The organism is Nocardia sp. NPDC059195 (genome assembly GCF_042754695.1).
GTDB lineage: Bacteria > Actinomycetota > Actinomycetes > Mycobacteriales > Mycobacteriaceae > Nocardia.
In genome coordinates, this window is sequence record NZ_JBHZBG010000007.1 from 138539 (window position 1) to 161637 (window position 23099).

A 23099-nucleotide genomic window follows, 5' to 3' on the forward strand; every position below is an offset into this window, starting at 1 on the left:
GTTGGCCGAGGACGCAAATCGGGGTTCGGTGCGGGGAAGCGGGCAGGGATGGTTACGACACCGGCACCCTTGGGTGCTCCTTCCGGTCGAACACAGTGCGGGCGAAGCCCGGTCCGAATCAAGCAGGAGGAAGCGATGGCGAGCTCTGATGAACCTGAGGACTTCGGTTTCGAGGAGGTTCCCGCTGCCGGAATTGCGCTCGCCGGGCAAGGGCTAGACCTGCTCACCGCCGTTGAGCGTGACGCGATCCAGTCATATGCGCTCAACGGGTTCGAACGGATCAACAAGGCTCTCTGGGATCAGATACCGATGACTGACGCACTCGTGCAGCGCATTGATGCCATCAGATCGGGCCTGATGAAGTATCCGCTGCCGACCATGGTTCGCGTCACCCGCGAAGATGAGGCACCCAACATGGGCATCGTCGGTGTCGAATCCGCATATTCGCTGATCGACCGGAAGTTCACACACCGCGGGTTTCTGTCTGCCAGCGGCGCGACCAACCCTCCGCGATCTAGGCGCCACCGCGACCCGGTGATTCTGGACCTGCTCGTTCCTGCAGGCACCCCGGCCCTACGACTGGGTGAGCTCGCCGAGATCCCAGACGAACGAGAAGTGCTGCTCATCGACGCGCGCAGCTATTTCGTCGTTGGCGTCACCTGGGACGAGGCGCGTAGCATGTGGCGTATCCAGGCAATTGTGACGGAGGGCTAGCGATGAGTGCACTGACCCAAGAATCGTTGCATGTCGTCGAGGTGAAGCTGTCGCCGGAGCAGGTTCAAGAGCATCGACGCCAGGCCGAGAAGCTCCTTGGCAAGGCTCTTCCGCCGCGGCCGAACACTGCGGCGGCTGGCTCCCGCTCCAGGTAATACTGGTCAGCACAGTCCCGCCCGCTTCGGCGCATCGTCGGCGGCACTGTGACGTTGACGAGTGCGCGATCGAGTCAAACCCTCGGCGGTCGACGGATCGGTCGAACTCCAACTGCGCACATCGGCTCACTCACTCGCTGACGTCATCGCCAATCCAGCTGACCATCGACAACGGTCGGCGCCGAATAGCCGTCGAACTCGGACCCAGTGCGCAGGCTCGTCGCGAGGTCGGTCAGCATCGCGCTGATCGACACCCAGCTCGGTCCTGCGTCATCGGCGGCGCACTTGTCGAAAGTGGTTACACAGCCGTGCAGCTCACCCGGCCGGGTATCGACGAACAGCAGGTAACCGTCCGCGCCCGCGAAGGGGATGAACTCGGGCAGATAGGTCCCGGCCGGGTCGCCCGCCTGCGCGTCGGGGTCGACCTCGAACCCCATCTCCTCAGCCATGGGTCCCCATATGTCGAGCTCGAGCTGCCACTCACGGAGAACTCGATCCAGATCGAACAGTTCGTTTCCGGGCAGCAACTGCACCCACTGATCGACGGGAAACCCATTGATCCTGGTGTAGAGCTCGACCAACTCGGCAGGCCACGCCCGACCGGTCGCGGCAGCGGCTTCTTCGATCTGCCCGCTCGTTGCCCCGCTGATCGACACCGTCGCAAGATTGCCCCGCAACCACTTCTCGATCTCGCCGAACTGCTCGGCGACCGACCCGACCGGGGTCGAATACTTCGGCTCCATGACGATCCCCGTCCTCGCGCGAGACGTGCGTCACATAATGCAACCTCCGACGACTCCCGCGCGTCCAAACTTATGACGTGCTTCCTGACAGATCGAGGGTCTCATGAACGACGACTGGTCGGCGCCGACGCGAGCTTCCAACGATGCGTTGCGCGCGCAGATCGATTCGATGCTGGACACCTATACCGCTGAGAAATCGGCGCTGCTCGATGCTCAGTCCCAGGCCACCCAGCTCGTGACCGCCTGGTCGGCGGACGGCTTGGTCCGCGTCTCCGGCACCATCGCGGGGATCTCGGAGGTCCACATCGAGCCGGATGCCTTCAAACGATCGACCCCGGAATCCCTCGGCCGGTCGGTCACCGAGGTGATCGCCCAGGTGGCCACGCAAGCCGCCCAGACCCAGCAGCAAGCCCTCGCCCCACTATCGGACATGAGCGCGAACATGCCCGACCTCCCCGATCTGATCCCGGGCGCCCCCAGCATGAAAGACCTCATCGCCCAGCTGACCCCGCCACCGCCACCGGCCCCCGAACCGGTCACGGACTCACGCCACAGCCTCATCGATGACACCGACGACGAAGAGGGCGAATACTTCCGCAACCGCGGATACCTCCGATGAGCTCACTGAAAGCCGACCCGCAAGCGCTGCGCGGCACTCAGCCGTCGTTCACCTCGGTCGCCGACACGATCACCACCGGCGCCCAGAAGCTGGCGGCTGTGATCGCGGCGGAGGGTGAGTGCTGGGGTAACGACGAGATCGGCCAGTCGTTCGCCAAGAACTACACCCCCGGCGTCGAGCCCGGCCAGAAGGCGGTGACCGGCCTGGCAACAGTGATGACCAAACTGGGCGAGAACATGGTCACCGTCGCCGAAACCCTGCAAGCCCAGGACACCGCGCGTGCCGGTGAGATCGATAAGGCCACGGGGTCGCTGTAATGGGCATCGAGATCCCCGACGAGCTGGCCTGGGTAGCGAAATACATTCTCGGCGCGGGTGATTGGCCCGAAGGTGACGAAACAGCCATGCGCCGTGTCGCCGATGGGTGGACCGCCATGGCGAACACCCTCGATACCGTCGACGACGGTGCCGCACTCGCGCTGAACGCCGCGCTCACAGCGCTGTCCGAGGGCGAAACCCACACCGCCATCACCACTTTCCGCGACAAACTGCTGTCGGGCGACGAAGCGACCTTCGCCGCGGTCCGCAAGTGGTGCGAGAAACAGGCCGAGCTACTCGAAGACGGCGCCAACGACATCGAACACACCAAACTGGTGATCATCGCGACAATGATCATCGCCGCGGTGGAGATCGGTGCGGCCATCGCGACCTCGTGGACAGGTGTCGGCGCTGTAGCCGGCGTGGCAGCCCGGGTGGCCGCCCAGGTCGCGGTGCGCGTGGCGATCAAACAGCTCATCGCCCGCATGCTCACCCGCGGCGCGGCGAAAGCCGCAGCCCGATTGGCCCTGCGTGGCGCCGCATTCGAAGCACTGGAGGAGGGCGGCACCGACCTCGGCGCGCGCTTGATCCAGGTAGCAAAGGGCGACCGCTCGGCCGACAAATTCGGCTGGACCGACCTCGGCCTGGCCACCTTCGGCGGTGCGGTCGGCGGTGCGGCAGGCGGCCTCCTCGGCGGCGGCACCGGCGCTCTGGGCGATGTCGCATCCTCGACAGCAGGCAAACTCGCAGGCAAGGTCGTCGGCGGCACCGTCACCGAACTGGGCGCCGACCTCTCCGCGCAGGTCGCTACCGCAGGAGTAGGCGCCGCCTTCCTCGGCCAGGAATTCAAACTGGATGTCGGCGTAGACACCTTCACCAGCGCGGGAGCAGGTGGCGTCCAGAGCGCGCTGGAATCCAGCAGTCACGGCGGAAACAGCACGGCCCCCACCGTTCCCGATCTCGGCACCGACGTTCCGGGCGCCACCACGCCCGCGGGGACCGATACCCCCTCCGGTGATCAGAGCCCGAACGCACCGACAAGTCCGAACACCGGTGACACCGGCGGGTCGACGAACCCAGCATCCACCGCTCCTACCGGGGACGGAGCGACCCCGCAAAACGGTTCGCCCAACTCCGCAGCACCGGGGGAATCGGCACCCACAAGCCCGAATGACAACGGCGCGAATGGAACTCCGCCCACTGGCGACTCCGCACCGTCGAACCCGAACAGCAACGGATCTACCGAAACCCCCGACGCCGGAGAAACAGCACCCTCATCCAACGGATCCCCCTCCGCCGGAGACACGACGCCGTCCAGCCCGAACGACAACGGGTCCAACCCGACCCCGCCGACCGGCGACACCACACCATCGAACCCGGGCATCGACACCCCGACCGGAACGCCCCAGACCGGCGACTCGCCGTCGAACCCGAACAGCAGCACCCCGGCCGAAACACCGTCGACCGGCGATACCTCGCCCTCGGACAATCCCTCGAACACACCGCCCACAAGCGACACCACTCCCAACCCCACCGGCTCATCACTGGATCTCCCGGACCAGGATTCGTCGACCCAGCCGAACACCCCCACCGACAACAGCCCGAATACCGCTACCGGACAACAGAACCCGACTCCGAGCGACACCGGGCAGTCCAACACCACCCCGACAACACCGGCGAATCCCCAACCCACGACACCCGCACCCACAGCCCCTACCGACACACCGGATGCGACCACCCAACAACCGACCCCCACGGCACTGACCACACAGGAGTCGACCCCACAGCAATCACCGACTCCGACTCCCGCCGCAACCACCGGTTCGCCGATCTCCACAACCTCCCAACCGGCAGCCCCTGCGAACAACCCCACCCATACCCCTGCCGACACCACTCGCCCTTCCTCCACAGACACATCGACAGCGACCGCCACCACCGCGACAGCTCCCCCAGTCCAAACCGCAAACCCCACAACAACTCCCCCCACATCAACACCACCGCCCACTGCCACACCGACGCCCACGCCGACACCCCCGATCAGTCAAATCCCAACGTCAGCGCCGTCATCGCCCAGGTCGAACACACCCACGTCAACCCCCACAACAACTCCGGCACCGGTCACCTCGATCTCGACCACCCGGACTGGGCCGCCAATCGACCAGACCCCGTCTCGGTCTAGGCCGACGACCCCGCCAGCGGTACCACAAACGCGCACAGCAACGAGCCCTGACAGCCGACCGAGTTCTACCCCGACCACCAACCCCACTCGGACAACACCGCAAACCCTCACGCCCACTCCAACTCCGGCAAACCAGCTACCCGACCCCGGTTACAGCCCAGACGCCCGCCCGCTGCGCGACGCACTGCGTAACCAACCTCCGCACGACGGCCGCACAACCACCGTCGACCGGAACCCGTCCCAACCACGCCCTTCATACCGAATTCGCCGCTTCCAGGTCGGCAGCCGCTGGGTCTCGGTAGCCACCATCCGCGCCCACATCCCGAACGCACACCTGATGACACCGGCCGAGCTGAACCTGGAGATGGAATACGCCCAGGGCGCGGTCGATGCCGCCTTCAACCACGGTCAGGATCTCCTCAGCCGCGCCCCGTCCGTCGGCGACCAGTTCCTGGTCGACCTCGAATTCACCACCGACCCGAACGCAGCCGATCTACGCCTGAACACCCAGCAACACCAATTCGACCTGTCCAACGATCTCCGCGCACACATGGGCTTGCCGCGAAGCACCCCGGACACCCGTTTGAGCCCCGACGACCTCCGCACGATCAGCAACGACATCGCCCGAGCCAACACGCCGGCCCGGTTCACCAATCCCTCGGACAGCCGAGTCATGGCCCCGGGTCGGCTCGAGCCTGTCGAGCAGGCGGCGCACCAGCAACGAGTTGAAGACCAACTCCGCGACGGCAGCGGATTCACGATCGGCGCCGACCCTCGAACGCACCCCTACGGCACGTCGGTCAACGACGGCGGCCCGACCCGGGGCGGCCGAAGCAATAACTGCCTCGACTGTTCCCTATCAGCGTTGTCGTCGTTCTACGGCGTTCCTCAGGTCTCGGCGCCACGGTGGCCCGACCCTCTGCCGAACGGCTCCCGCGACAACCGCAGTGGCGAACGATTCGGCACCGCACGAGCGGAAAATTGGCTCGGCCGGAGTTTGAGCCATTTCCCTGGACTACCGATCCAGGATCAGTTCCGCGAACTGCACAATCATGTCGCCGGCCTCGGTCCAGGCTCGGCTGCGCTGGTCATCAACTGCTGGCATGCACGCGACAGCAATGGAAACCCTCGATTCAACGCCGACGGTTCCCCTCTGATCCTTGCCTCGCACGCAACAGTCATTGTCTATCCGCCCGGCGCAGCAGGGCCCGTATGGTGGGATCCGCAGTCGGGCGCCACCTCCGATGTCCCACCCCCAGACATGGTCGCCCGGTCGGCCGCGCTGGACTTCATTCCCATCGACGCACACGGAGGTATCCAGAATGCCGGAGCCAATTCACACGGCGGAACAGGCCAACCAGCTGCTGACCAAAGTGTTCGGGCCGAACCGGAAGTTCCAAACGATGGAGACCAGACACGGCTGGGTAGCCCAAGCGATTCTCTCCCAGGAGGAATTGGATCAGGGCATGGGATTGGGACTGGGGAACTACGTCCTGAACAAGCAAACGGGAGTCGTGACAGCTCACCGGAGCCTGCCACCGGACATGATCGGGGAGGAATTCGACCAGGCGATCGAAACGGGCCAGCCGATCCAGGGCGGCCAGGTGTATCCCCCACTCCATCGAATCCACCTGCTGAAAACCTTCGAGGACCCACAGACAGTCCAGTACCAAGTCCACGTGACCGACCTGGATCAATCGAACAACCCGGGAACCACCGAACTGATCACGATCAACAAGGAAACCCTGTACTTCCATCCGAGCGGGGGCCCGCTCTCGGAAGCGACAGCATGGGCCGAGATGCTCAGCCGGACAACGGGATCGTGGCCGATGGAGGAAACGATCGAACGGTAGCGAGCGACGCAGACACCACCCCGTCGCCCAGAGCGTCACAGTCAGCGCTGCTACAGCAACAGGTCGACAACGCCGAGCGGGCAAGGAGCGCCCGCGAGCAGCTGCGTGCGGACGTCACAGCGACCGGCGAAGCTACGCGAGTTGGAAATCGGAACAGCGGCAGGTCATTTCAAGCCCGTCGCGTTGACTTCAACGGACAACCACTCACTGTTCTCCAAATCGCTGTGCACATCAACGCCAGTGCGTCCGTAAACCCAGACGCTGTCGGCGAACTGAGTGAACGAGCCCAGCTTGCAACTGACCTTGCTTTCAACGGCGGGAATCAGTTCGCCAATGGCGAATGGGTAATGGTCGACCTCGTCCCGGTGGACAATCCGGCCGACGCCGACATGCAGGTCCAGGTGGACGACACAGGGCAACCCGGCACCACTCACCCGAACTCGGACGTCAAGGCCCTGACATCACAGTTGCGCGATCAGCTCGGGTTAGCCCCGAGTACCGCCGATGCACTCTCGCCGAGCGACCTTCAACAGCTCAGCAGCGAGATCGACCGTGCCACACTCGCACCGCGCTCACTCCCGCCATGGCTTACCTCAGATTCCTCACAGTCGTCCTCGACCCACGACGCCCCGGCCACCGACTACCGGTCGAGCCCCGACTCCGACAGTGCGTCGGTCGCAGGCCACGACAGCAGCGATCATTCCTTGCCGGCCACCGACTACTTCCGACCCGACGGGCGACCAGTACCTACCGACGAGCTCGTCCATCCGGAAATGGACGAGACCGAACTTCAACGACTACAGGCCCTCGACAGCCAGCTGTCGGCGATCGCGCGGGATCACCGCAGCAGGACCGGCGCATTTCCCGATCCACCGCCGGGCGTCGGCCGCGGCAATCCAGCTGTGGACGCGCTGCTGCCCAACGGCTGGGACCCGTTTCACGGAGTCGGCCGCGACGCCTGGATGCGGTCAATCGCTGGACCGAACGGCGATCCCGCATGGGCAGACGGCAATCTGTATCCGCAAGGTTTCTCCAGTTCGACCGACCGTCATCCAGCCATGCTCCAACCGGGCGAGGTCATCGACCGGTTCGGTGGACCCTCTGGCAGGTTTACATCGCCCGCGGGCGTTCCGTATCCGCAGCGAGCGCTGCCACCAACCAATCTCGATGGCGAGTCGTATCACCAATACGAAGTCCTACGGCCATTGCCTATGTGGCGGGGCGGCATTGCTCCCCAGATGGGAGAACCCGGCCTCGGTTCCCAGCACTATCTTCCAGTCAGTGTGCAGGCACTCATCGATGCTGGGTACCTCAGAGAAGTAGATCCTCTTCCTCGTGCACCTGCTTCCGGCGCCGACGTCGATGCGCCGACAGCTGATGGCCTGGAAGAACGTGGCAACCCCGCAGCGTCTCCCACAACGTATCCATTCACGGATGCCCGCCCGGGGTTCTCGATCATGTCCGCGACGGATCGCTTCTACCAGGATGTACAAAGCGTTTCGCCACTTGCGGGGCACTACGATGTCGTTGCGCATGGACAGCCGAACAGCGTGAACATGGACTCGACCGGAGGAGGAGCGATGTCGGCGCGCGAGCTGGCCAATTTGATCCGCCATCGACCGGACTATGTCCCCGGCACCCCCATCCGGTTGTTGTCCTGCAACACCGGACGGCTCGACGGCAACTTCGCACGAAGTCTTGCCCAAGCGCTCGGCACGCCGGTAGTAGCGCCGGATGGATACCTCTACACATCCAGAGGCAGACTCGGCGTTGATGCCAGACTGCGGAGGATCAGTCCATGGCAAGTACCGCGACTGCCTGACACCTGCCACCGATTCCACCCCGATGGAAGAGTCGAGGAATTGGACCGTTCCGAGTGGGAAGGCTGAAAGTGAAACTACTGCCCGATTTTTCGGAGGACCCCCGCGAGGGAATCGAAGGCTGGCCAGAAGTCAGCTTGGCGGACCTTGTCGGGCGCCTGGACGACGAACTCCGCGAACCCCTTTCGCACTACCTGCTGGAGTGTCAGTCGCTTGTCTCGACCCAGTCGATGGCCGACCCACTCGACCCGGCACGAGACCACGGCGTACCGACCGGGATGTCAAGCGACGGCACCTGGGTGTGGTCAACATACTGGGGATACTTCGTGCGGGAGTACGCGATCGAGGTTCCCGCCGAGTTCATCGACCATGCCCGGTCGCGCGATTTTCAGCCGGTGACACTCGACAACGCCGAGCAGGAACGAATCGACAGCGAACTCGAAGCAACGTTCTCCGACTGAGCTAGAAGAGGTTTCATCGTGAACATCGACGAACTCACCAAGATCTTGCGGGGTCTTGGTGTTCCCGACTCAGTTGCCTCGGTCGGCAGACTCCGCGACGACCATTACTGCTTAGTACCGGGCCGAGATGGCTCGTTCGAAGCATTCTGGTACGAACGCGGCGGCCCACATGACCTCTGCGAATACGACAACGAAGCCGCTGCCTGTTTCGGGTTCCTCGGGTTGATCGGCGGAGCTCTCGATGGGTCGCAGCCACTGGAACCGGGTCGTGGTACCGCCGGGTCGGTCGGCGGCGTGCCGATCAGCAGTCCGGCGGTTCAGTCGATTCTCGATGACGGTGATCTGTTCGGCGGCATGCGTGAAGCGCAGTGGGCGCGGGAGTTCGTGGTACCCGAAGACGTCGGAGCTTCAGCTGGCCGGAGGTTGCTCCGCTGGCCCGATCCGATACTCCATCCAGACGGCTTCGCGACCCCCACCGGCCGGAAACCGGCACGGCTCGAACCTGGTCGGATCATGGACTCGTTCGGCACCACATTCACCCGACTGCTCTACGACATCGGGACGCCGTTCGGCGCACGTTCACTGCCGATCGACTACGCCGAATCCGGATACCGACGATGGAAGGTCCTGACGCCGACACCGGTGTGGTCCGGCCCCGTCGCACCGTGGTTCGCCAGACCAGGTGGCGGAAACCAGTACTTCACCGTGATGCCGGTCGTCGATCTGGTCGGCTCCGGATTCATCGAGGAGATGGCAATATGACCCCGAACGACGGTGTGTTCTCCCAGAATCCGATCAGCCAGCTCGCCTGGTTCTCCCACGTCGGCGCGCCCGCAGCCCTTGTCTCGGAAGGTGAACTGCGCGAACAGGCTTGGTGCCTGATTCAAGCCGAAGACGGCTGGTGGGATGTCTTCTACTACGAGCGAGGTTCCCGAACCACCAACATCGGCCGCGCCAAAACCCGTCTCGCCGCCCTCCGGCTACTCGGCGGGCGCCTTCTCTACACCGACATCCTCAACCGAGCTACTTCCTGAGAACCGCTATGCCAGTTGCCCCGACCCCCACCAAGCAGACGCGCAGGAATTGCTGGCGGACGCATTTCCGTCACAGACGTCTCACTTACCTGCTGGCGGCACGTGACCGACCGCCTCGGGATATTCGGTGGCAAGGAGTTGGGAAACCGCGCCTTCGACTGTCGGTAGGTCTACTTCGGCGACCTCACGCACGATCTCCCAGTCGAGACTGAAGTAGGCGTGTACCGCGTGGTTGCGGAATCCCCGCATCTGTCGCCAGGGCAGGTCGGGAAGCTTGTTCCGCGTCTCATCCGTGAGATGCGATGCGGCCTCACCGATGACAAGTAGCTGTCGAAGCACCGCGTTCTGCAGAATTTCGTCGGTGCTCCAGCCGTCGCCGCGCTGGTCGAGCCACCGGATCACGGTGCGGGCCGCGATGACGATGTCTGCGAGGTAGAGCGAGTTGGCGCGTTCCTCACGCGGCGGCATACAGGACCTCGGCGTCGGCAAGTACTTCGTCACGGATCAGTCGGTTGAGGCCACTCTTGGGGACCAGATCGACGTGGATGCCCAACAGCTTCTCGAGCTCCTCCTCCAGTCCGAAGAAGGCCAGGCCGCGAACTGCGTGTGGTCCGCGCACGTAGAGGAGATCGACGTCGCTGTCCTCGCGGTCGTCACCGCGGGCAACCGAGCCGAAGAGCGCTAGCTCCGTGACGCCGTATTCGGCACAGAGCTGGATAATCGCGGGAAGGAACTCGATGAGCTCGTCTCGTCTCACTCCACCATCATGGCAGCTCAGATGGGTGGGAAACAGGGGCCGCGGGGTTCGAGGTTCGAGGTTCGGAGCTCGCTTCGGTTGTTGGGGACCGGTAGTTCCCGGCGACGGTCCGGGTTGAGTAGGGTCGGAGGCACAGGTTGGAGGGCTGTCGACAGGTCGGTGGAACCGAATGGGGTCGGGGTGCGTCTAATTGAGTAGTGGCGGGTTGCTGCCGTGTCCGACCAGGTAGGAGTGCTGTGCGAAGCGTTGTGGTGATGCGGGCTGTGGTCTGTGGTGTGGTCGGGGCGGCTGTGCTGGCGGGGTGTGGGGGGGCTGAGGAGGGGTCGGCTGGGCCTACGACTACGGTGCGGGATCCGGACACTATCGAGGTGTTCAATCCGTGTCGGGGGGCGTTGTCGGATGAGGTGTTGCGGGGTGTGGGGCTCGATCCGGCGACGAAGGGCATCACCACCGACCCGCCGACCGGGGTGTCAGCCTGGCGCATCTGTGGGTGGCTTCCGCTCGACGACAGATACGGTTCCGGCAAGCGGCGGGTCAGCGTCTTCTCGACCAGCCACACGCTTGACGAGGCCCGAAAGAAGGACAGCGCGATCATCGTCCGCGACACCACCGTGAATGGGCGGCCCGGTCTCATCTCGAAAGAGAAGGACGATCCGGATGCCTGCATCGCGTCTTTCGGAGCCGAGCAAGGCATGTTCGAAGTCCGGACGTCGTGGTTGAGCACCGAAGGTCCGCGAGTCGGCGACGTATGCGAAATGGCGGAGCAGTATGCGACTGCTCTCGAACCGCATTTGCCGAAGTAAGCACAGGGGGGAACATGACTCAGGACCACGCCACCTATTGGCGAAACATGAAGACTCAGGCGATCAACGGCGAGTTCAAGATCGACGAAGACCTCGGCCAAGCGATCGCTGATGTCGTCAGCCAATACATCTCGGACCTAGAGATCCAAAAGGATGACGCGGCCAACCTCAACCGCATGTCCGGTTGGGGCGGTCTCCCCTCGGCAGAAACGATCCGCGCCAAGTACGAAGCCAAGGCAGTTGCCGGAGGCGCCGGCGACCCCAACGACTCCGCGGTGAAACGCCTGGACCAGCACATCGCCATCGCCCGCGACCAGCGCGACACCTTCCTCGCCGCCATCGGCAAACTACAAGCCGTCGACCAGCAGACCGCAGGCGCTATCGGCGCGACGGGGGCGAACATCTGATGGGGTTCTGGGATGGGCTATCCAATTTCGGTCAAGGCGTTGGGCATGTAGGCACTCTCGGCATCTTCAAGATCATGGACAATAACGACCGGTCCGACAATGGCGAGAATGAACGCAGCACACTCGACGCCAACGGCAAGCAGGCGTGGGAAGGCGACCGCAGAATCATCGGCGACGAATGGTCGCGGTTGCTGGCAGGCACGAATGTGACGATGGAGGGAGCGAAGGTAACTCCCGAGCAGTTCAGCACGTGGCCGCACCAGCAAATCTGGGATGCGTTGAACGGCAAAGGCGGTCAGGGTGGAGTCGATGCCGGTCAGATCAACGCCAGTGCGGACGCGTGGCGGCGACTGACGACGGGAACGGAAACCGCGGTCAACAACTACCGCACCAAGTTCGAGCAAGTGCTGTCCGAGAAATGGTCGGGTGCTTCGGGGAACTCGGCGATCGACGCGGTGAAGAGCTACACCACCGAGGCCGCGAAGCTGCCCGCCACGTTCCAGATGGTTGCGAATGGCGTCGACTACATGGAAGGTGTTCTCGGACAGGCGAAGATCGCCATTCCGGAACCGGATAACGTTTCGACCTTCGACGAGTTCATCGGCCACATCCCCGGCAACGGCGTTGTCAAAGCGGCCAAGCATCGCGCCAATGAAGCCGAGGAAGACGCTCGCCTCTTCATGATCGGCACCTATCAGCCCGGTTCGATCACCGTCGACAAACAGACTCCCGTGCTTCCCCTCCCCCAGAACAACGTCGGCGACCCCGGTGGGGTCACCCCCGGCGACGGCGGAACCGACAACGGCAACGGCGGGAACAGCAACGGCAACGGCAACGGCGGTACCCCGTCAACGAAACCGGCTGACACACAAGAGGACCCGGCAACAACTGAACCGCAGTCGACCGACCCCGGCGACGATCAGAACGACGACGAAACCGGCGACGACTCCACCGAGCCGAGCACGACCGAACCAGCCTCGACCACGCCCGCCGCGACCACTCCGGCCGGAACGGGCACGCCGACCACCCCCGGCGGCGGAGGGTCGCCTGGCTCGGGTTCACCGGGTTCGGGTTCACCCGGGTCCGGCGTGCCGAGCGGAGGCACTCCAGGCGCCGCTTCGCCGGGCACTCCCGGCGGCGCCGGCGCGGCCGCAGGGGCGTCAGGTAACCGCGCGGGAACTACCAGCGGCGCAGGCGGTAGGGGCATGAGCGGCATGCCCGGCATGATGGGCGGCGGACGTGGCGGCGGCAAAGGCGAGGACGACAGCGAGCACGCCATTCCCGACTACCTCATCCAAGATCGGGAAGACGAACTCATCGGGCTGCTTCCGCCGACCCTTCCGCCAGGTGGAGTGATCGGCGCGTGAGCTGGAACAATGACACCTACACCGAACCGCGCGTAACAGGTCGCTGGCAGCTCGACCCGCACGCGTTCGCTGTCGGACTCGAAGGCCATGGTCGTGACCGCCTGCCCTACCCGCTGACCTTCCGGCCCGAGTTCGCCGAAACCCACGAGATCCACCAGGAGCGGCGCGAGGCCGCCATCGCCAGGCTGCGACAGGTCTACGACGACGGCCTGCACAAAGTGTTCCGCGCTCTGCTCGAACCAGAGGTTCGCGTCGAAATCGAGGGTTTGCACGGTCCGGGTCTGTCCGAGGTCGCCCGCGTGTATGCCGGAATCATCGAGGATCACGCAGCTTTGGCGGTCCAAGCATCAGGACCCACCCGCGAGCAAGGCGGGGATATCGCCTTGACCATTGTGCCGCTGGTTGATTTGGCCGCCGCGATCGTCGCGAAACTTCCTCACGCACAAGGTGGTTCGACACCCCGCTTCGAGGGCCGCCGCAGCGACCTCGACACCGCCACCTACGCCCGCCACCCCACGCGCCTGTCCCCCGTCGAACAAACGCAACGATTCTTCCGCCGCCCCCGAACCAGCACCGGCGAAATCACCGTCTACCCCGGCTACCAGGTGGACTCACGCCCCACCGCCGACGGCAAAGCCTTTCTGTGGCTGGACTATCCGAACGACGGCCGCTACCTCATCCAGCACCACGACGCCGACAACTTCACCGTCATCCCCGGCCCACCCACCGAACTCCAACACCGCCTGGCCAAACACATCGCGATGTTCACCGAACGAAGGCGCGTATAGCATCGGCCAGAACAGGTATCAGCGGTGTTACTAACATCAGTGATACCGAGTCTGAGCAGCATCGGCGCGGCACCGAGGGCGACGTCGGCACTCGCGCTACTTGCGCAGGCCGACGTCGCGATGCCGCTATACGTCGACGATCAGGACGCGATCTCCGCAGAGTCGCTCCCAATCATCACGATCGGATGTGAGAACGACCGGCGGTCCAGGACTGCGCAGCGCCATCGCCGCCACCAATGAGTCGATCGCGTACTTGTGTCCGTGTACACCGTCTGCCTCACGAGGCAGACGCACCGCATCGAGCGAATCGGCTTGGGTTACTTCCTCGACTCGCAGCCGCGAAAGCAACCAGCTCAGCCTGCCCATATCGGTCTTTCCATGAACGGCTTCGACAATAGCCAGCACCGATACCCGTACAGGAATGCTGTTCCGCCTGGCTGCTTCGATGCGGGCGGTGAGCGCTCTGTCATGTCGTAGCAGCAGTGACAGAGCCTCGGAATCAAGGACTACCGACCGAACATTCCGTTCCGTCACGCGGCTCCCCGGTCGGAGCCCTGCGCGCCGTGGCCGAAAAGCTCCTCAGCTGCGGCTTGCACCTCCGCGTCGGTGAGCGGCTCGTGGCTCGACTCGAAGTCCGAGACGATCTCCCCGAGCCCGTCCATCTCGAGTTGGTGCCGCACCGCTTCGGCAACGTACGCCGAGAGGCCGCGCTTACCTGTCCGGTCGCGGACCGCGGACAGAAGATCCGACGGCATCGACACCGAGACGTTGGTGGTGGCGCCGGGACGAGCGGTAGTCATAGCCAAATTGTACTACATGGACTATTACATCCCTGCCGTCGCGTCGACGGTGCGCGAAGGTGCGGATAACGCCCGCAAGAGAAGGTATCATCGATGTTACTATCATCAATGATACTAAGAGGTGCGATGGACTTCGTCGGGCGATGGCATGAACTGCACACCCTGGACGCCGCCTTGTCCGGCGTCGGGGCCGCGATCGATACGGCGAAGCCGGGACGTTGCCTCATTCTTCGTGGCCGCCGCCGCATCGGTAAGTCTGCACTGATCGAGGAGTTCACCCAGCGCAGCGGTGTGCCAAATGTCTTCTACACCAGCGAGATCGGACTCGGAAACGACCCGCTGCGCGAGTTCTCCGATACGGTCGCGCATTCCTCGCTGCCCGATGCCGAGATCTTCGATGAGGCGCTTCCGGCCAACTGGACCGCAGCCCTGCGACAGCTCGCCGGCATTCTGCCCGACAATGAGCCGAGCATCGTCGTTCTCGACGAGTTGCCATACCTGATGGATGAGTCGGGCGCTTTCGAGAGTGTCTTGCAACGCGCGTGGGACCGCGAACTGTGCCGCAAACCGGTTCTGTTGATCCTGATCGGTTCCGATCTCGCCATGATGGCTGCGCTCACGTCGTATGGTCGCCCGTTTCATCAGCGCGGCACCGAGATGCGACTGGGCCCACTCAATCCCGCCGATGTCGCCGCCATGACCGGCTCCGACCCCGCGGCGGCCTTCGATGCCACCCTCATCACCGGTGGATTGCCCATCATCTCCTCACGATGGCGCGCAGGCGAGGACGTGTGGGAGTTCTTGACGAGAGAACTCGCCGACCCGGTCAGCCCGCTGATCGTCTCCGCGCAATTGTCTCTGGCAGCCGAGTTTCCCGATCAGACCTTGGCGCGCCAGGTCTTGTCCGCGATCGGCAGCGGCGAACGAACGTTCACCAATATCGCCCGTGCCGCAGGCGGTCTAGCCAGCACGAGTCTCTCGCGCGCACTGAACCTGTTGGTGGACAAGGGAATCGTGGCCGCGGAACTACCGATCAGCCTGGCCCCATCGAAAGAACGCCGTTACCGGATCACCGACTCATACCTACGGTTCTGGCTCACCTTCCTCGGCCCCTACTTGCCTGAGCTGGATCGCCTGCGCGGTGACCTGACTCTGGATCGGATCCGCCGTGGCTGGACGAGTTGGCGCGGCCGCGCGGTGGAACCCCTGATCCGTGACTCGCTCGCCCGGCTTCTCCCAGCCCAAGGCATCCCCGCGGTCCCCGCCATCGGCGGGTTCTGGACACGCACCAATGACGTAGAGATCGACATCGTGGGCGCCGACCGGGAACCCGTCGCCAAGGAGCTGGCCTTTCTCGGGTCGATCAAGTGGCTGGAGAACTCACCCTTCGACACCCACGACCTCGTCGCCCTGCAAAACCACCGCTTCCGGCTGACCGATGACCCCGTCCCCTTGATCGCTGTCAGCCGCTCCGGCGTCTCAACCGACCACCTCGCCGCCACCTTCACTCCCACCGACCTGATCGCGGCGTGGCGACCGCCAACCATCTGACCTGCACCGATGCCGGTGACAGATCGTGCCGCTCAACGCAAAGGCCGGCCCAGCTACATCGGTGTCACCTGCATCCGGTCGGCGTCGAAGGTCGTGGTTGTGGGTTCTGTGTCGCCGTTCTTGCGTATGGCGATAGTGGTGTCGTTGGAGAAGAACACTTGCGTCGGGCAATTGCCTTCATGCAGATGCCACACCAGCGCCCGTCGACTGAAAAGCCCCCCGCGCTCCAGCAGCCACACGCGGCAGGCAGGGTCGATTAAATTCATGTACTTCTCGGTGGCCAGTTCAACGCGACCGTCGGGACTCACCGCGACCGTGCGGACAACGCTGCGATCGTCGAACGCCTCGAGAAACGTCGTGATCGCCCACAGGAACATTGTCGCCAGCACCAGCATCACCGCGAACACGATCCGCAACCAGCGGCGAGGCCTGCTGCGACTGAACCAGACGTAGCAGAGATAGACGGCGGTTGCGGCCGTCCAGCACAGCGGCATCGCGAAGAGCGGGGGGTCGCCGAAGCGATAGAAGCGGTCCGCCGCCGCCGCTACCATCCATACGGCCACTCCCGCCGCGAGTAACGCGACAACAGCGAGCACCCACACGATCTGCTGCCGGCGCGACATCGGACCGGCCCCTCCTCGGTCCAAATCGGATGTCCCATATCGCCGGCGGATACGTTCCGACGTAGCGTTGTTGTCTGTCATCCCAACTCCTCGGGTCGCAATAGTTGCTCAGGCGGGCACTGGTTCGGTTCCGTCGAAGGGTGGGTAGGTGTCGCTGGTTGTGCGTTCGGCGGCGGCGATGTAGACGGCGAGGGCGTCTCGGGATCGGGCGAGGCGGTCGATTTGGTCGTCGAGGCGGTGGAGTCGAGTTCGCATGTTGGACACGAGTTCTGGGCATGCGGGCAAGGTGGGGGTTTCGCCTTCCGCGCAGGGTAGGAGGTAGGCGATGTCGTCGGAGGACAGGCCTGCGCCGAGTAGGTGGCGGATCTGTTGCACGCGCAGCAAGGCGGTTTCGTCGTATTCGCGGTAGCCGTTCGGGCTGCGGTCCGCGGTCATCAGCCCCTGGGCCTCGTAGTAGCGCAGTTGGTGGGCGTTGACGCCCGTGCGGGTACTCAGTTCGCCGATTCGCATCGCAACCTCACTTGACCTTCATACCGGTATCAACGTTGATGATGCTGCCATGAACAACGCAACCGAAACATCTGTGACCGTCATCGGACTCGGGCTCATGGGCCAGTCGCTCGCCGGCGCGTTCCTCGCCGCCGGACATCCCACCACCGTATGGAATCGGACGCCCGCCAAGGCCGACAGGCTGATTGCCGAGGGTGCGCGGCTCGCGCCGACCATCGGCGACGCGCTGCGGGCGGGCTCGATCACGATCATCTGCGTCACCGACTACCCGGCCGTGCGTGAACTGTTGGGCACGAACGATATCGACGGTACGACCTTCCTCAACCTGACCTCGGGCGACTCGGCCCAGGCCCGCGAAACCGCCCGCTGGTTCGAGCAGCGCGGCGCCCACTACCTGGACGGCGCGATCATGGCCATCCCGCAGGCGATCGGAACCTCCGACGCCGTGATTCTGCACAGCGGTCCACAGGCGGACTTCGACGCGCACGAGAAGACACTCGAGGCACTGGGCACCGTCACCTACCTCGGCGCCGACCACGGCCTCGCCTCCCTGTACGACGTGGCCGGCCTGACCATGATGTGGAGCGTCCTCAACGCCTGGCTCCAGGGCACCGCGATGCTCAGAACCGCCGGTGTCGACGCCGCGACGTTCGCACCGTTCGCGCAGATGATGGCTACCGGGGTGGCCACCTGGCTGCCCGGTTATGCCGAGCAGATCGACAGCGGATCCTTTCCCGCCGAGGTGGCGGCCCTGGAGACCGATGCGCGAACGATGGCCCACCTGATCGAGGAGTGTGAGGCGCTCGGCGTCAACGCCGAGCTCCCGAAGCTGATCAAGGCAATGGCAGACCGCTCGATCGCCGCAGGTCACGGCGGGGAGCAGTATCCCGTGCTGATCGAAGAGTTCGCCAAGCCCCACAGCGACTGACATCACCGCGTGCCCAACGAGCAGGCAAACTAGCGGTCCAGCACCTCGGCGAGGGTGGTGAGCGCCAGCTCCCAGAGTTCGGCGAAGCGGGCTGCCTCGGCTTCCGTGAATAGAGCGGTGCTCCAGCGGAAGTTCGTGGTGAGGGCGGCGCCTTCGGGGGTGGTTCCGATGCCTGCGATGACGTCTACCGCGTAGCGCAGGGGTAGGTCTGGTTCCGGGTCGAGTGGGAGTGCGGTGTCGTGTTCACCGACGAGCAGCGACCAGGGGTCGGTGTTGTTGCCGCTCAGGTCGATTCGGCCGAGGTAGTTGAATTCGACCTGCGGTTCGGCGGCGGTGCGAAGTTCGGCGGCGCGGTTGACGTAGCGGAGCAAGCCGTAATCGAGGCCCTGGTTCGGGATTTCGCGCAGGTGAGTCGCGACCGAGTCGAGCAGGGTTCGGGCGGCGGACGGATCTGCTTGTGCGCGTAGGACATCCACCGCGTTGTCGCCGACGCCGAGGCGGACGGGGAAGACGCTGGTGAACCAGCCGAGGGTGTTGGCGGTGTCGGTGCCGAGGGTGGTGTCGGCGCGGCCATGGCCTTCCATGGCGATCAACGCGCCTGCGGCCGGATCGTTTCCGTTCTCGGCGTGGAGTGAGGCCATGGTCATGGTGAGGGCGGTGAGCAGGAATTCGCGGACGCCCTCGTCCTTGCCGACGCGGTTGAGCAGGCGCTCGGTGACCGCGACCGGAGTCGCTACCGTGCTGACGCGCAGGCTGGACCAGGTGTCGGTGGCCGGTGCGGGGTGCCGGGAGCCGAGCGCTGCGTCGGGCTCGCGGACCTGCGCGGTCCAGTAGTCGCGCTGGGCGAGGACTTCCGGTTCGGACGCGCGCTGCCACATGGCCTCGGACCACTGCCGGTACGAGGTGAACTCGGGCAACATCTTCGGCGCCACGCCTGCTTGGATCTGCTGCCAGGCGGCAGCCAGCGCGTCGAGCATGATGTGCCAGGACACGACGTCGACCGCGAGGTGGTGCACGGCGAGCAGCAGAATGTCGCCGGTTCCGCGACCGGCAGCCTCGCTCGCCACCGCACCGGCGGAATCCGAGCCGAGGTACACATCGGCATCCGTGGCCGGGAACCACACCGCGCGCACCATGTCGCCGGTGCGGGGATCGATCGCATCGTTGGCGATCCGCGCGAATTCGGTGATAGCCGAGTCGAGTTCGTCACCGGCGAGATTCCGGGGTGCTTCGATCACCAGGTCGGTGGCGTTCACCGCGCCGGGTGCCCGGGTGACCATGCGCGGGCCGTCCGTCGTGTCGGTGAGCACCGCGCGCAGGGTGTCGTGCGCATCGAGCAGCGACTGCAGCGTGGATTCCAGTGCCGCCCGGTCGATTCCGGCGGGCAGGCGCAGCAGCGCGGTCTGGGTGAAGCGGCGGTAGTTGCCGTATTCGTACATCCAGGAGACCACCGGCAGCGGCGGAACCACACCGTAGGCGTCGGCGCCGGACTGCGCGGCGGCGGCCGGAGCGTCATCGACGGCCGCGGCGAGTTCACGAATGGTCGGGCAGGCCAGCACCATTCGCGGATTGAGGGCCAGGCCGCGGCGGCGGGCCTTGTTGACGAGGGAAATCGCGACGATGCTGTCGACGCCGAGTTCGTAGAAGTCGGCGTCGATGCCGGGGGCGCGGCCGTCGAAGAGTTCGGCGAACAGCTCGCTGAGCGCGATCTCCGTGGGTGTCTCGGCAGCGGCGTTGCTATCGGCGGCCGAAAGCGACTGCTCGGCGAGCTCGTTCAGCGCGTGGCTGTCGAGCTTGCCGTTGACGTTCACCGGCAGTTGCTCCATCACCACGATGCGCGCGGGAATCATGTACGCGGGCAGGCGTTGTGCCAGGTCAGCACGCACCCGGCTGACGATCACGGCGCGACCGGCCTTGCCGACGACGAAGCCGACCAGCGACGCACCACCGGCGCGGCGCACCACAGTCACCGCGGCGGTGTCGATATCGGCGGAGCGCCGCAGCGCGGTCTCGATCTCGCCGACCTCGATGCGATAGCCGCGCACCTTCACCTGGGCGTCGGCGCGGCCGAGGTAGCCGAATCGACCACCGGGCAGCCTGCGGACGAGGTCACCGGTGCGGTACATGCGCTCGCCGGGGCGCGTCGGGTCGGCGACGAAACGGTCCGCGGTGATGGCGGGTTTGCCGAGGTAGCCGCGGGCCAGCTGCACGCCGGACAGGTAGAGCTCGCCGACGATGCCGCGCGGAACCGGTCGCAGCCGGGAGTCGAGCACGTAGCCGACCATGCCGCCGTTGGCGGTGCCGATCGTCGGGATTTCCGAGGTGGCGACGGGTGCGACCACGGCTTCGACGGTCGTTTCGGTGGGCCCGTAGCAGTTGTACACAGCCGTACCGGGCAGGGCGCGCAGCCGCGCCCACAGCGCGGTGTCGATGGCCTCGCCGCCGAGGGCGAGCACCGACAGTTCGCGGTCGAGCAGGCCCGCCGCCGCCAGCTGCGCCAGCATCGACGGGGTCGTGTCGATCATGTCGATGTCGAATTCGGCCATCCCTGAGACGATCCGGTGCGCGTCACGCATTTCCTCGGCGTCGAACAGGTGCAGGGCCTGGCCGGCGAAGAAGCCGACCATCGGCTGCCAGGAGGCATCGAAGCCGAGCGACCAGGCGTGGGCGATCCGCAGGGGGCGCCCGAGCTTGCCCATGGCCGGGCGGTAGAAACGCTCCAGGTGATCGGCGAAGTAACCCGCCAGTGCCGCGTTGGTGCCGACCACGCCCTTGGGCTCGCCGGTGGAGCCGGAAGTGAAGATGATGTAGGCACTGTGCTCGAGTTCGCGACGCACGGTGGGGGCCTTGGCGGGCCGGGCCGCGATCCGCGCTACGACGGCGGGCTCGTCCAGCGCCAACACGGCCGACGGCGCATCGAACACGAATCCGTCGAGCAGCATCCGATCCTCGGCCAGGACAACGGCGAGAGCTGGGTTCGACTGGCGCAGAATCGATTCGATCCGGGCGGCTGGGAGCGTGATGTCGACCGGGACGTAAGCGGCGCCCGCGGCGAACGTCGCCAGAATGGCGATGATCGAGCGAGGACTACGCGGGAGCATCAGGGCGACAACGGTTTCCGGAGCGACGCCGTTGGCGGCGAACTCCCCTGCCAACCGGCAGGCCTCGTCGTGCAGCGCGCGGTAGGTGAAGACCTCGCCGGAAGTGGTGGTGAGGGCGATCGCGTCCGGGGTGGCGGTTGTCTGCTGCTCGAACAGTTCCCACGGGGTGGCGGTGGGTGCTGCGGGGATATCCGTTGCGGCGCTGAGGAGTTCGGCGTGCTCGGTCTCGGTGAGCAGGTCGATCGCCTCGGTGGTCGCGGTAGCGTCGAGGGTCGGCAGGGTGCGCAGGATGGTCAGCATGCGCGCGCCGAGGTCGGCGGGGTCGAGGTGACCGAGAAGGGCGGGGATCGCTTCGACGAGGACGAGGAGTTCGCCGTCGCTCAGGTGGGAGACGACCGTGAGCGGGTAGTGGGCGAGGCTTTCCATCTCGATCGGACGGAACTGGGCGCCGTCGGGGGCGGTGGCCGTCTGGATCGCGTCGTCGATGGGGGCGTTCTCGAATACGAACAGGGTGTCGAACAGGGCGCCGTGGCCCGCCGCGCGCTGCAGGGTCGACAGGCTGAGGTAGCCGATGTCGCGCATGGTGGCCGAATCACGTTGCAGGCGCGCGCATTGCGCGACGACCGGCTCGGCGGAATCGAGGCGGTGCACCACCGGGACGGTATTGATGAACAGCCCGACCATGCCTTCGACGCCCGCCAGCTTCTCGGGGCGGCCGGAGATGGTGGTGCCGTAGACGACATCGCGGCGGTCGGTGATGCGACCGAGCAGCAGCGTCCAGGCGAACTGGACTGCGGTGTTGAGCGTCATCCCGTTGGTGCGCGCCCACTGCTGCAATTGCTCGGTTTCGGTGGTGGACAAGCTGAGTCGCGTGGTCTGGGGAACACCAGCGCCACCGGTGCCGTCGGCCAGCACCAGCGGCGCGCTCACCTGCCGCAGGTACTCGGCCCAGCGGCGGGCCGCGGCGTCGTGGTCCTGGGCACCGAGCCAGCCGATGTAGTCACGGTAGGGACGGGGCGCGGGCAGCCCGTCGAGCGTGCCGCCCGCCCGGTAGACGGCGAGCAGCTCGGTGAAGAACACCGCGACCGCCCAGCCGTCCATGAGGATGTGGTGGGCGGTCAGGATCATCCGCCTGCGCGGCTCGGGTGCATCGGTGACGTCGAGCAGCAGCACCCGCAGCGCGGGACCGCGACTCAGCACGAATGGCACGCGCCGCTCGGATTCGGCGATCGAGTCGAATTCCGTTGAGTGAGCGGCACGTTCAGCCCACGGCAGCTCCGCGCGCGAGGGGATGATCTGCACCGGTTTGGGCACATCGGTGTCCCAGAACGCGGCACGCAGGTTCGGATGACGGTCCAGCATGGCCTGCGCGCTGCGGTGGAGCAGGTCGGTGTCGAGCGGGCCGTCGATATCGACCACGAATTGCATTGTGTACAGGTCGATCTCGGTGCCCGTCAGCCGGGAGAGCGAGAACAGTCCCTCCTGCAGCGGGCTCAGCGCGAGTACGTCTTCGATCTGCGGCGCACTCATGCTGCGTCCTCTCCTAGCTGTCGGGTATTGCTGTGATCG

24 protein-coding genes and 1 pseudogene are annotated in these 23099 nt (G+C 65.2%); 15 read left to right on the forward strand and 10 right to left on the reverse strand.

All coding sequences use genetic code 11. The features are described from left to right. Positions 1 to 135: 135 nt before the first annotated feature. The gene (locus ACFXKN_RS12230) at positions 136 to 714 is read left to right on the forward strand and encodes an ADP-ribosyltransferase (protein WP_379432974.1); all 579 of its coding nucleotides are present in this window, start codon (positions 136 to 138) and stop codon (positions 712 to 714) included. 298 nt (positions 715 to 1012) lie between these two features. Here ACFXKN_RS12230 and ACFXKN_RS12235 read toward each other — a convergent pair whose 3' ends face one another. Continuing rightward, positions 1013 to 1612, reverse strand: a complete 600-nt coding sequence (locus ACFXKN_RS12235; protein ID WP_378953755.1) for an SMI1/KNR4 family protein — start codon at positions 1610 to 1612, stop codon at positions 1013 to 1015. A 103-nt stretch (positions 1613 to 1715) separates the two neighbouring features. On the opposite strand from ACFXKN_RS12235, the gene ACFXKN_RS12240 reads away from it, so the two are divergent. Beyond that, positions 1716 to 2231 (forward strand): YbaB/EbfC family nucleoid-associated protein, encoded by a 516-nt coding sequence (locus tag ACFXKN_RS12240; protein ID WP_379432975.1) that lies wholly within the window; start codon positions 1716 to 1718, stop codon positions 2229 to 2231. Further along, complete coding sequence (locus ACFXKN_RS12245) at positions 2228 to 2548, forward strand: hypothetical protein (RefSeq protein WP_379432976.1); 321 nt, start codon at positions 2228 to 2230, stop codon at positions 2546 to 2548. The genes ACFXKN_RS12240 and ACFXKN_RS12245 overlap by 4 nt, the downstream gene beginning before the upstream one ends. Before the next feature lie 293 nt (positions 2549 to 2841). On the opposite strand, the gene ACFXKN_RS12250 is transcribed toward ACFXKN_RS12245, so the two are convergent. Further along, positions 2842 to 3474 (reverse strand): hypothetical protein, encoded by a 633-nt coding sequence (locus ACFXKN_RS12250; protein ID WP_379432997.1) that lies wholly within the window; start codon positions 3472 to 3474, stop codon positions 2842 to 2844. A gap of 92 nt (positions 3475 to 3566) precedes the next feature. Continuing rightward, positions 3567 to 4241 (reverse strand): hypothetical protein, encoded by a 675-nt coding sequence (locus ACFXKN_RS12255; RefSeq protein WP_379432998.1) that lies wholly within the window; start codon positions 4239 to 4241, stop codon positions 3567 to 3569. A 1159-nt stretch (positions 4242 to 5400) separates the two neighbouring features. Between ACFXKN_RS12255 and ACFXKN_RS12260 the strand changes: the two are divergent. The 6 genes and pseudogenes from ACFXKN_RS12260 to ACFXKN_RS12285 all read left to right on the forward strand — a co-directional run. After that, positions 5401 to 5901: pseudogene (locus ACFXKN_RS12260) on the forward strand (toxin glutamine deamidase domain-containing protein); the annotation flags it as partial. 148 nt (positions 5902 to 6049) lie between these two features. Continuing rightward, positions 6050 to 6580, forward strand: a complete 531-nt coding sequence (locus ACFXKN_RS12265) for a hypothetical protein (RefSeq protein ID WP_378954288.1) — start codon at positions 6050 to 6052, stop codon at positions 6578 to 6580. A gap of 224 nt (positions 6581 to 6804) precedes the next feature. Further along, complete coding sequence (locus ACFXKN_RS12270) at positions 6805 to 8469, forward strand: glycohydrolase toxin TNT-related protein (protein WP_379432996.1); 1665 nt, start codon at positions 6805 to 6807, stop codon at positions 8467 to 8469. A 68-nt stretch (positions 8470 to 8537) separates the two neighbouring features. Beyond that, a complete protein-coding gene (locus ACFXKN_RS12275) occupies positions 8538 to 8861 on the forward strand; it encodes a hypothetical protein (protein WP_379432977.1) in 324 nt (107 codons plus the stop codon). Positions 8862 to 8879: 18 nt separating this feature from the next. Then, positions 8880 to 9623, forward strand: a complete 744-nt coding sequence (locus tag ACFXKN_RS12280; protein WP_378953738.1) for a TNT domain-containing protein — start codon at positions 8880 to 8882, stop codon at positions 9621 to 9623. After that, the gene (locus ACFXKN_RS12285) at positions 9620 to 9895 is read left to right on the forward strand and encodes a hypothetical protein (RefSeq protein ID WP_378953735.1); all 276 of its coding nucleotides are present in this window, start codon (positions 9620 to 9622) and stop codon (positions 9893 to 9895) included. The genes ACFXKN_RS12280 and ACFXKN_RS12285 overlap by 4 nt, the downstream gene beginning before the upstream one ends. 81 nt (positions 9896 to 9976) lie before the next feature. On the opposite strand, the gene ACFXKN_RS12290 is transcribed toward ACFXKN_RS12285, so the two are convergent. Continuing rightward, positions 9977 to 10363: a DUF86 domain-containing protein gene (locus tag ACFXKN_RS12290; RefSeq protein WP_379432978.1), complete on the reverse strand. Its 387-nt coding sequence runs from the start codon at positions 10361 to 10363 to the stop codon at positions 9977 to 9979. Further along, on the reverse strand, positions 10350 to 10652 hold the full coding sequence (locus ACFXKN_RS12295; protein WP_379432979.1) for a nucleotidyltransferase family protein: 303 nt from the start codon (positions 10650 to 10652) through the stop codon (positions 10350 to 10352). Before ACFXKN_RS12295 ends, ACFXKN_RS12290 begins: the two co-directional genes overlap by 14 nt. A gap of 254 nt (positions 10653 to 10906) precedes the next feature. Between ACFXKN_RS12295 and ACFXKN_RS12300 the strand changes: the two genes are divergently transcribed. The 4 genes from ACFXKN_RS12300 (at position 10907) to ACFXKN_RS12315 (ending at position 14017) form a co-directional block, all read left to right on the forward strand. Further along, the gene (locus ACFXKN_RS12300; RefSeq protein WP_379432980.1) at positions 10907 to 11455 is read left to right on the forward strand and encodes a DUF3558 domain-containing protein; all 549 of its coding nucleotides are present in this window, start codon (positions 10907 to 10909) and stop codon (positions 11453 to 11455) included. A 47-nt stretch (positions 11456 to 11502) separates the two neighbouring features. Beyond that, complete coding sequence (locus tag ACFXKN_RS12305; protein ID WP_379432981.1) at positions 11503 to 11862, forward strand: hypothetical protein; 360 nt, start codon at positions 11503 to 11505, stop codon at positions 11860 to 11862. A gap of 74 nt (positions 11863 to 11936) precedes the next feature. Beyond that, positions 11937 to 13229 carry a PPE domain-containing protein gene (locus ACFXKN_RS12310; RefSeq protein WP_379432982.1) on the forward strand — a complete coding sequence of 431 codons (1293 nt, stop codon included), beginning with the start codon at positions 11937 to 11939 and terminating at the stop codon, positions 13227 to 13229. Beyond that, positions 13226 to 14017: an ESX secretion-associated protein EspG gene (locus ACFXKN_RS12315; RefSeq protein WP_379432983.1), complete on the forward strand. Its 792-nt coding sequence runs from the start codon at positions 13226 to 13228 to the stop codon at positions 14015 to 14017. The genes ACFXKN_RS12310 and ACFXKN_RS12315 overlap by 4 nt, the downstream gene beginning before the upstream one ends. Before the next feature lie 126 nt (positions 14018 to 14143). On the opposite strand, the gene ACFXKN_RS12320 is transcribed toward ACFXKN_RS12315, so the two are convergent. Both ACFXKN_RS12320 and ACFXKN_RS12325 read right to left on the reverse strand, forming a co-directional pair. Continuing rightward, entirely contained in the window at positions 14144 to 14383 is a 240-nt protein-coding gene (locus ACFXKN_RS12320; protein WP_379432984.1) for a hypothetical protein, read from the reverse strand. A 164-nt stretch (positions 14384 to 14547) separates the two neighbouring features. Further along, positions 14548 to 14817: a hypothetical protein gene (locus ACFXKN_RS12325; protein ID WP_379432985.1), complete on the reverse strand. Its 270-nt coding sequence runs from the start codon at positions 14815 to 14817 to the stop codon at positions 14548 to 14550. Positions 14818 to 14910: 93 nt separating this feature from the next. Between ACFXKN_RS12325 and ACFXKN_RS12330 the strand changes: the two genes are divergently transcribed. Then, a complete protein-coding gene (locus tag ACFXKN_RS12330) occupies positions 14911 to 16368 on the forward strand; it encodes an ATP-binding protein (protein ID WP_379432986.1) in 1458 nt (485 codons plus the stop codon). 53 nt (positions 16369 to 16421) lie between these two features. Here ACFXKN_RS12330 and ACFXKN_RS12335 read toward each other — a convergent pair whose 3' ends face one another. Both ACFXKN_RS12335 and ACFXKN_RS12340 read right to left on the reverse strand, forming a co-directional pair. After that, positions 16422 to 17072, reverse strand: coding sequence for a hypothetical protein (locus ACFXKN_RS12335; RefSeq protein WP_378953709.1), 651 nt, complete (start codon positions 17070 to 17072; stop codon positions 16422 to 16424). Positions 17073 to 17099: 27 nt separating this feature from the next. After that, positions 17100 to 17501 carry a MerR family transcriptional regulator gene (locus tag ACFXKN_RS12340; protein ID WP_378953706.1) on the reverse strand — a complete coding sequence of 134 codons (402 nt, stop codon included), beginning with the start codon at positions 17499 to 17501 and terminating at the stop codon, positions 17100 to 17102. Between the two features lie 49 nt (positions 17502 to 17550). Here ACFXKN_RS12340 and ACFXKN_RS12345 point away from each other — a divergent pair, with 49 nt between their 5' ends. Then, positions 17551 to 18429, forward strand: coding sequence for an NAD(P)-dependent oxidoreductase (locus ACFXKN_RS12345; RefSeq protein ID WP_378953703.1), 879 nt, complete (start codon positions 17551 to 17553; stop codon positions 18427 to 18429). A 29-nt stretch (positions 18430 to 18458) separates the two neighbouring features. Here the strand turns inward: ACFXKN_RS12345 and ACFXKN_RS12350 are convergent, their stop codons facing one another. Further along, positions 18459 to 23060, reverse strand: a complete 4602-nt coding sequence (locus tag ACFXKN_RS12350) for an amino acid adenylation domain-containing protein (protein ID WP_379432987.1) — start codon at positions 23058 to 23060, stop codon at positions 18459 to 18461. Between the last annotated feature and the right edge of the window lie 39 nt (positions 23061 to 23099).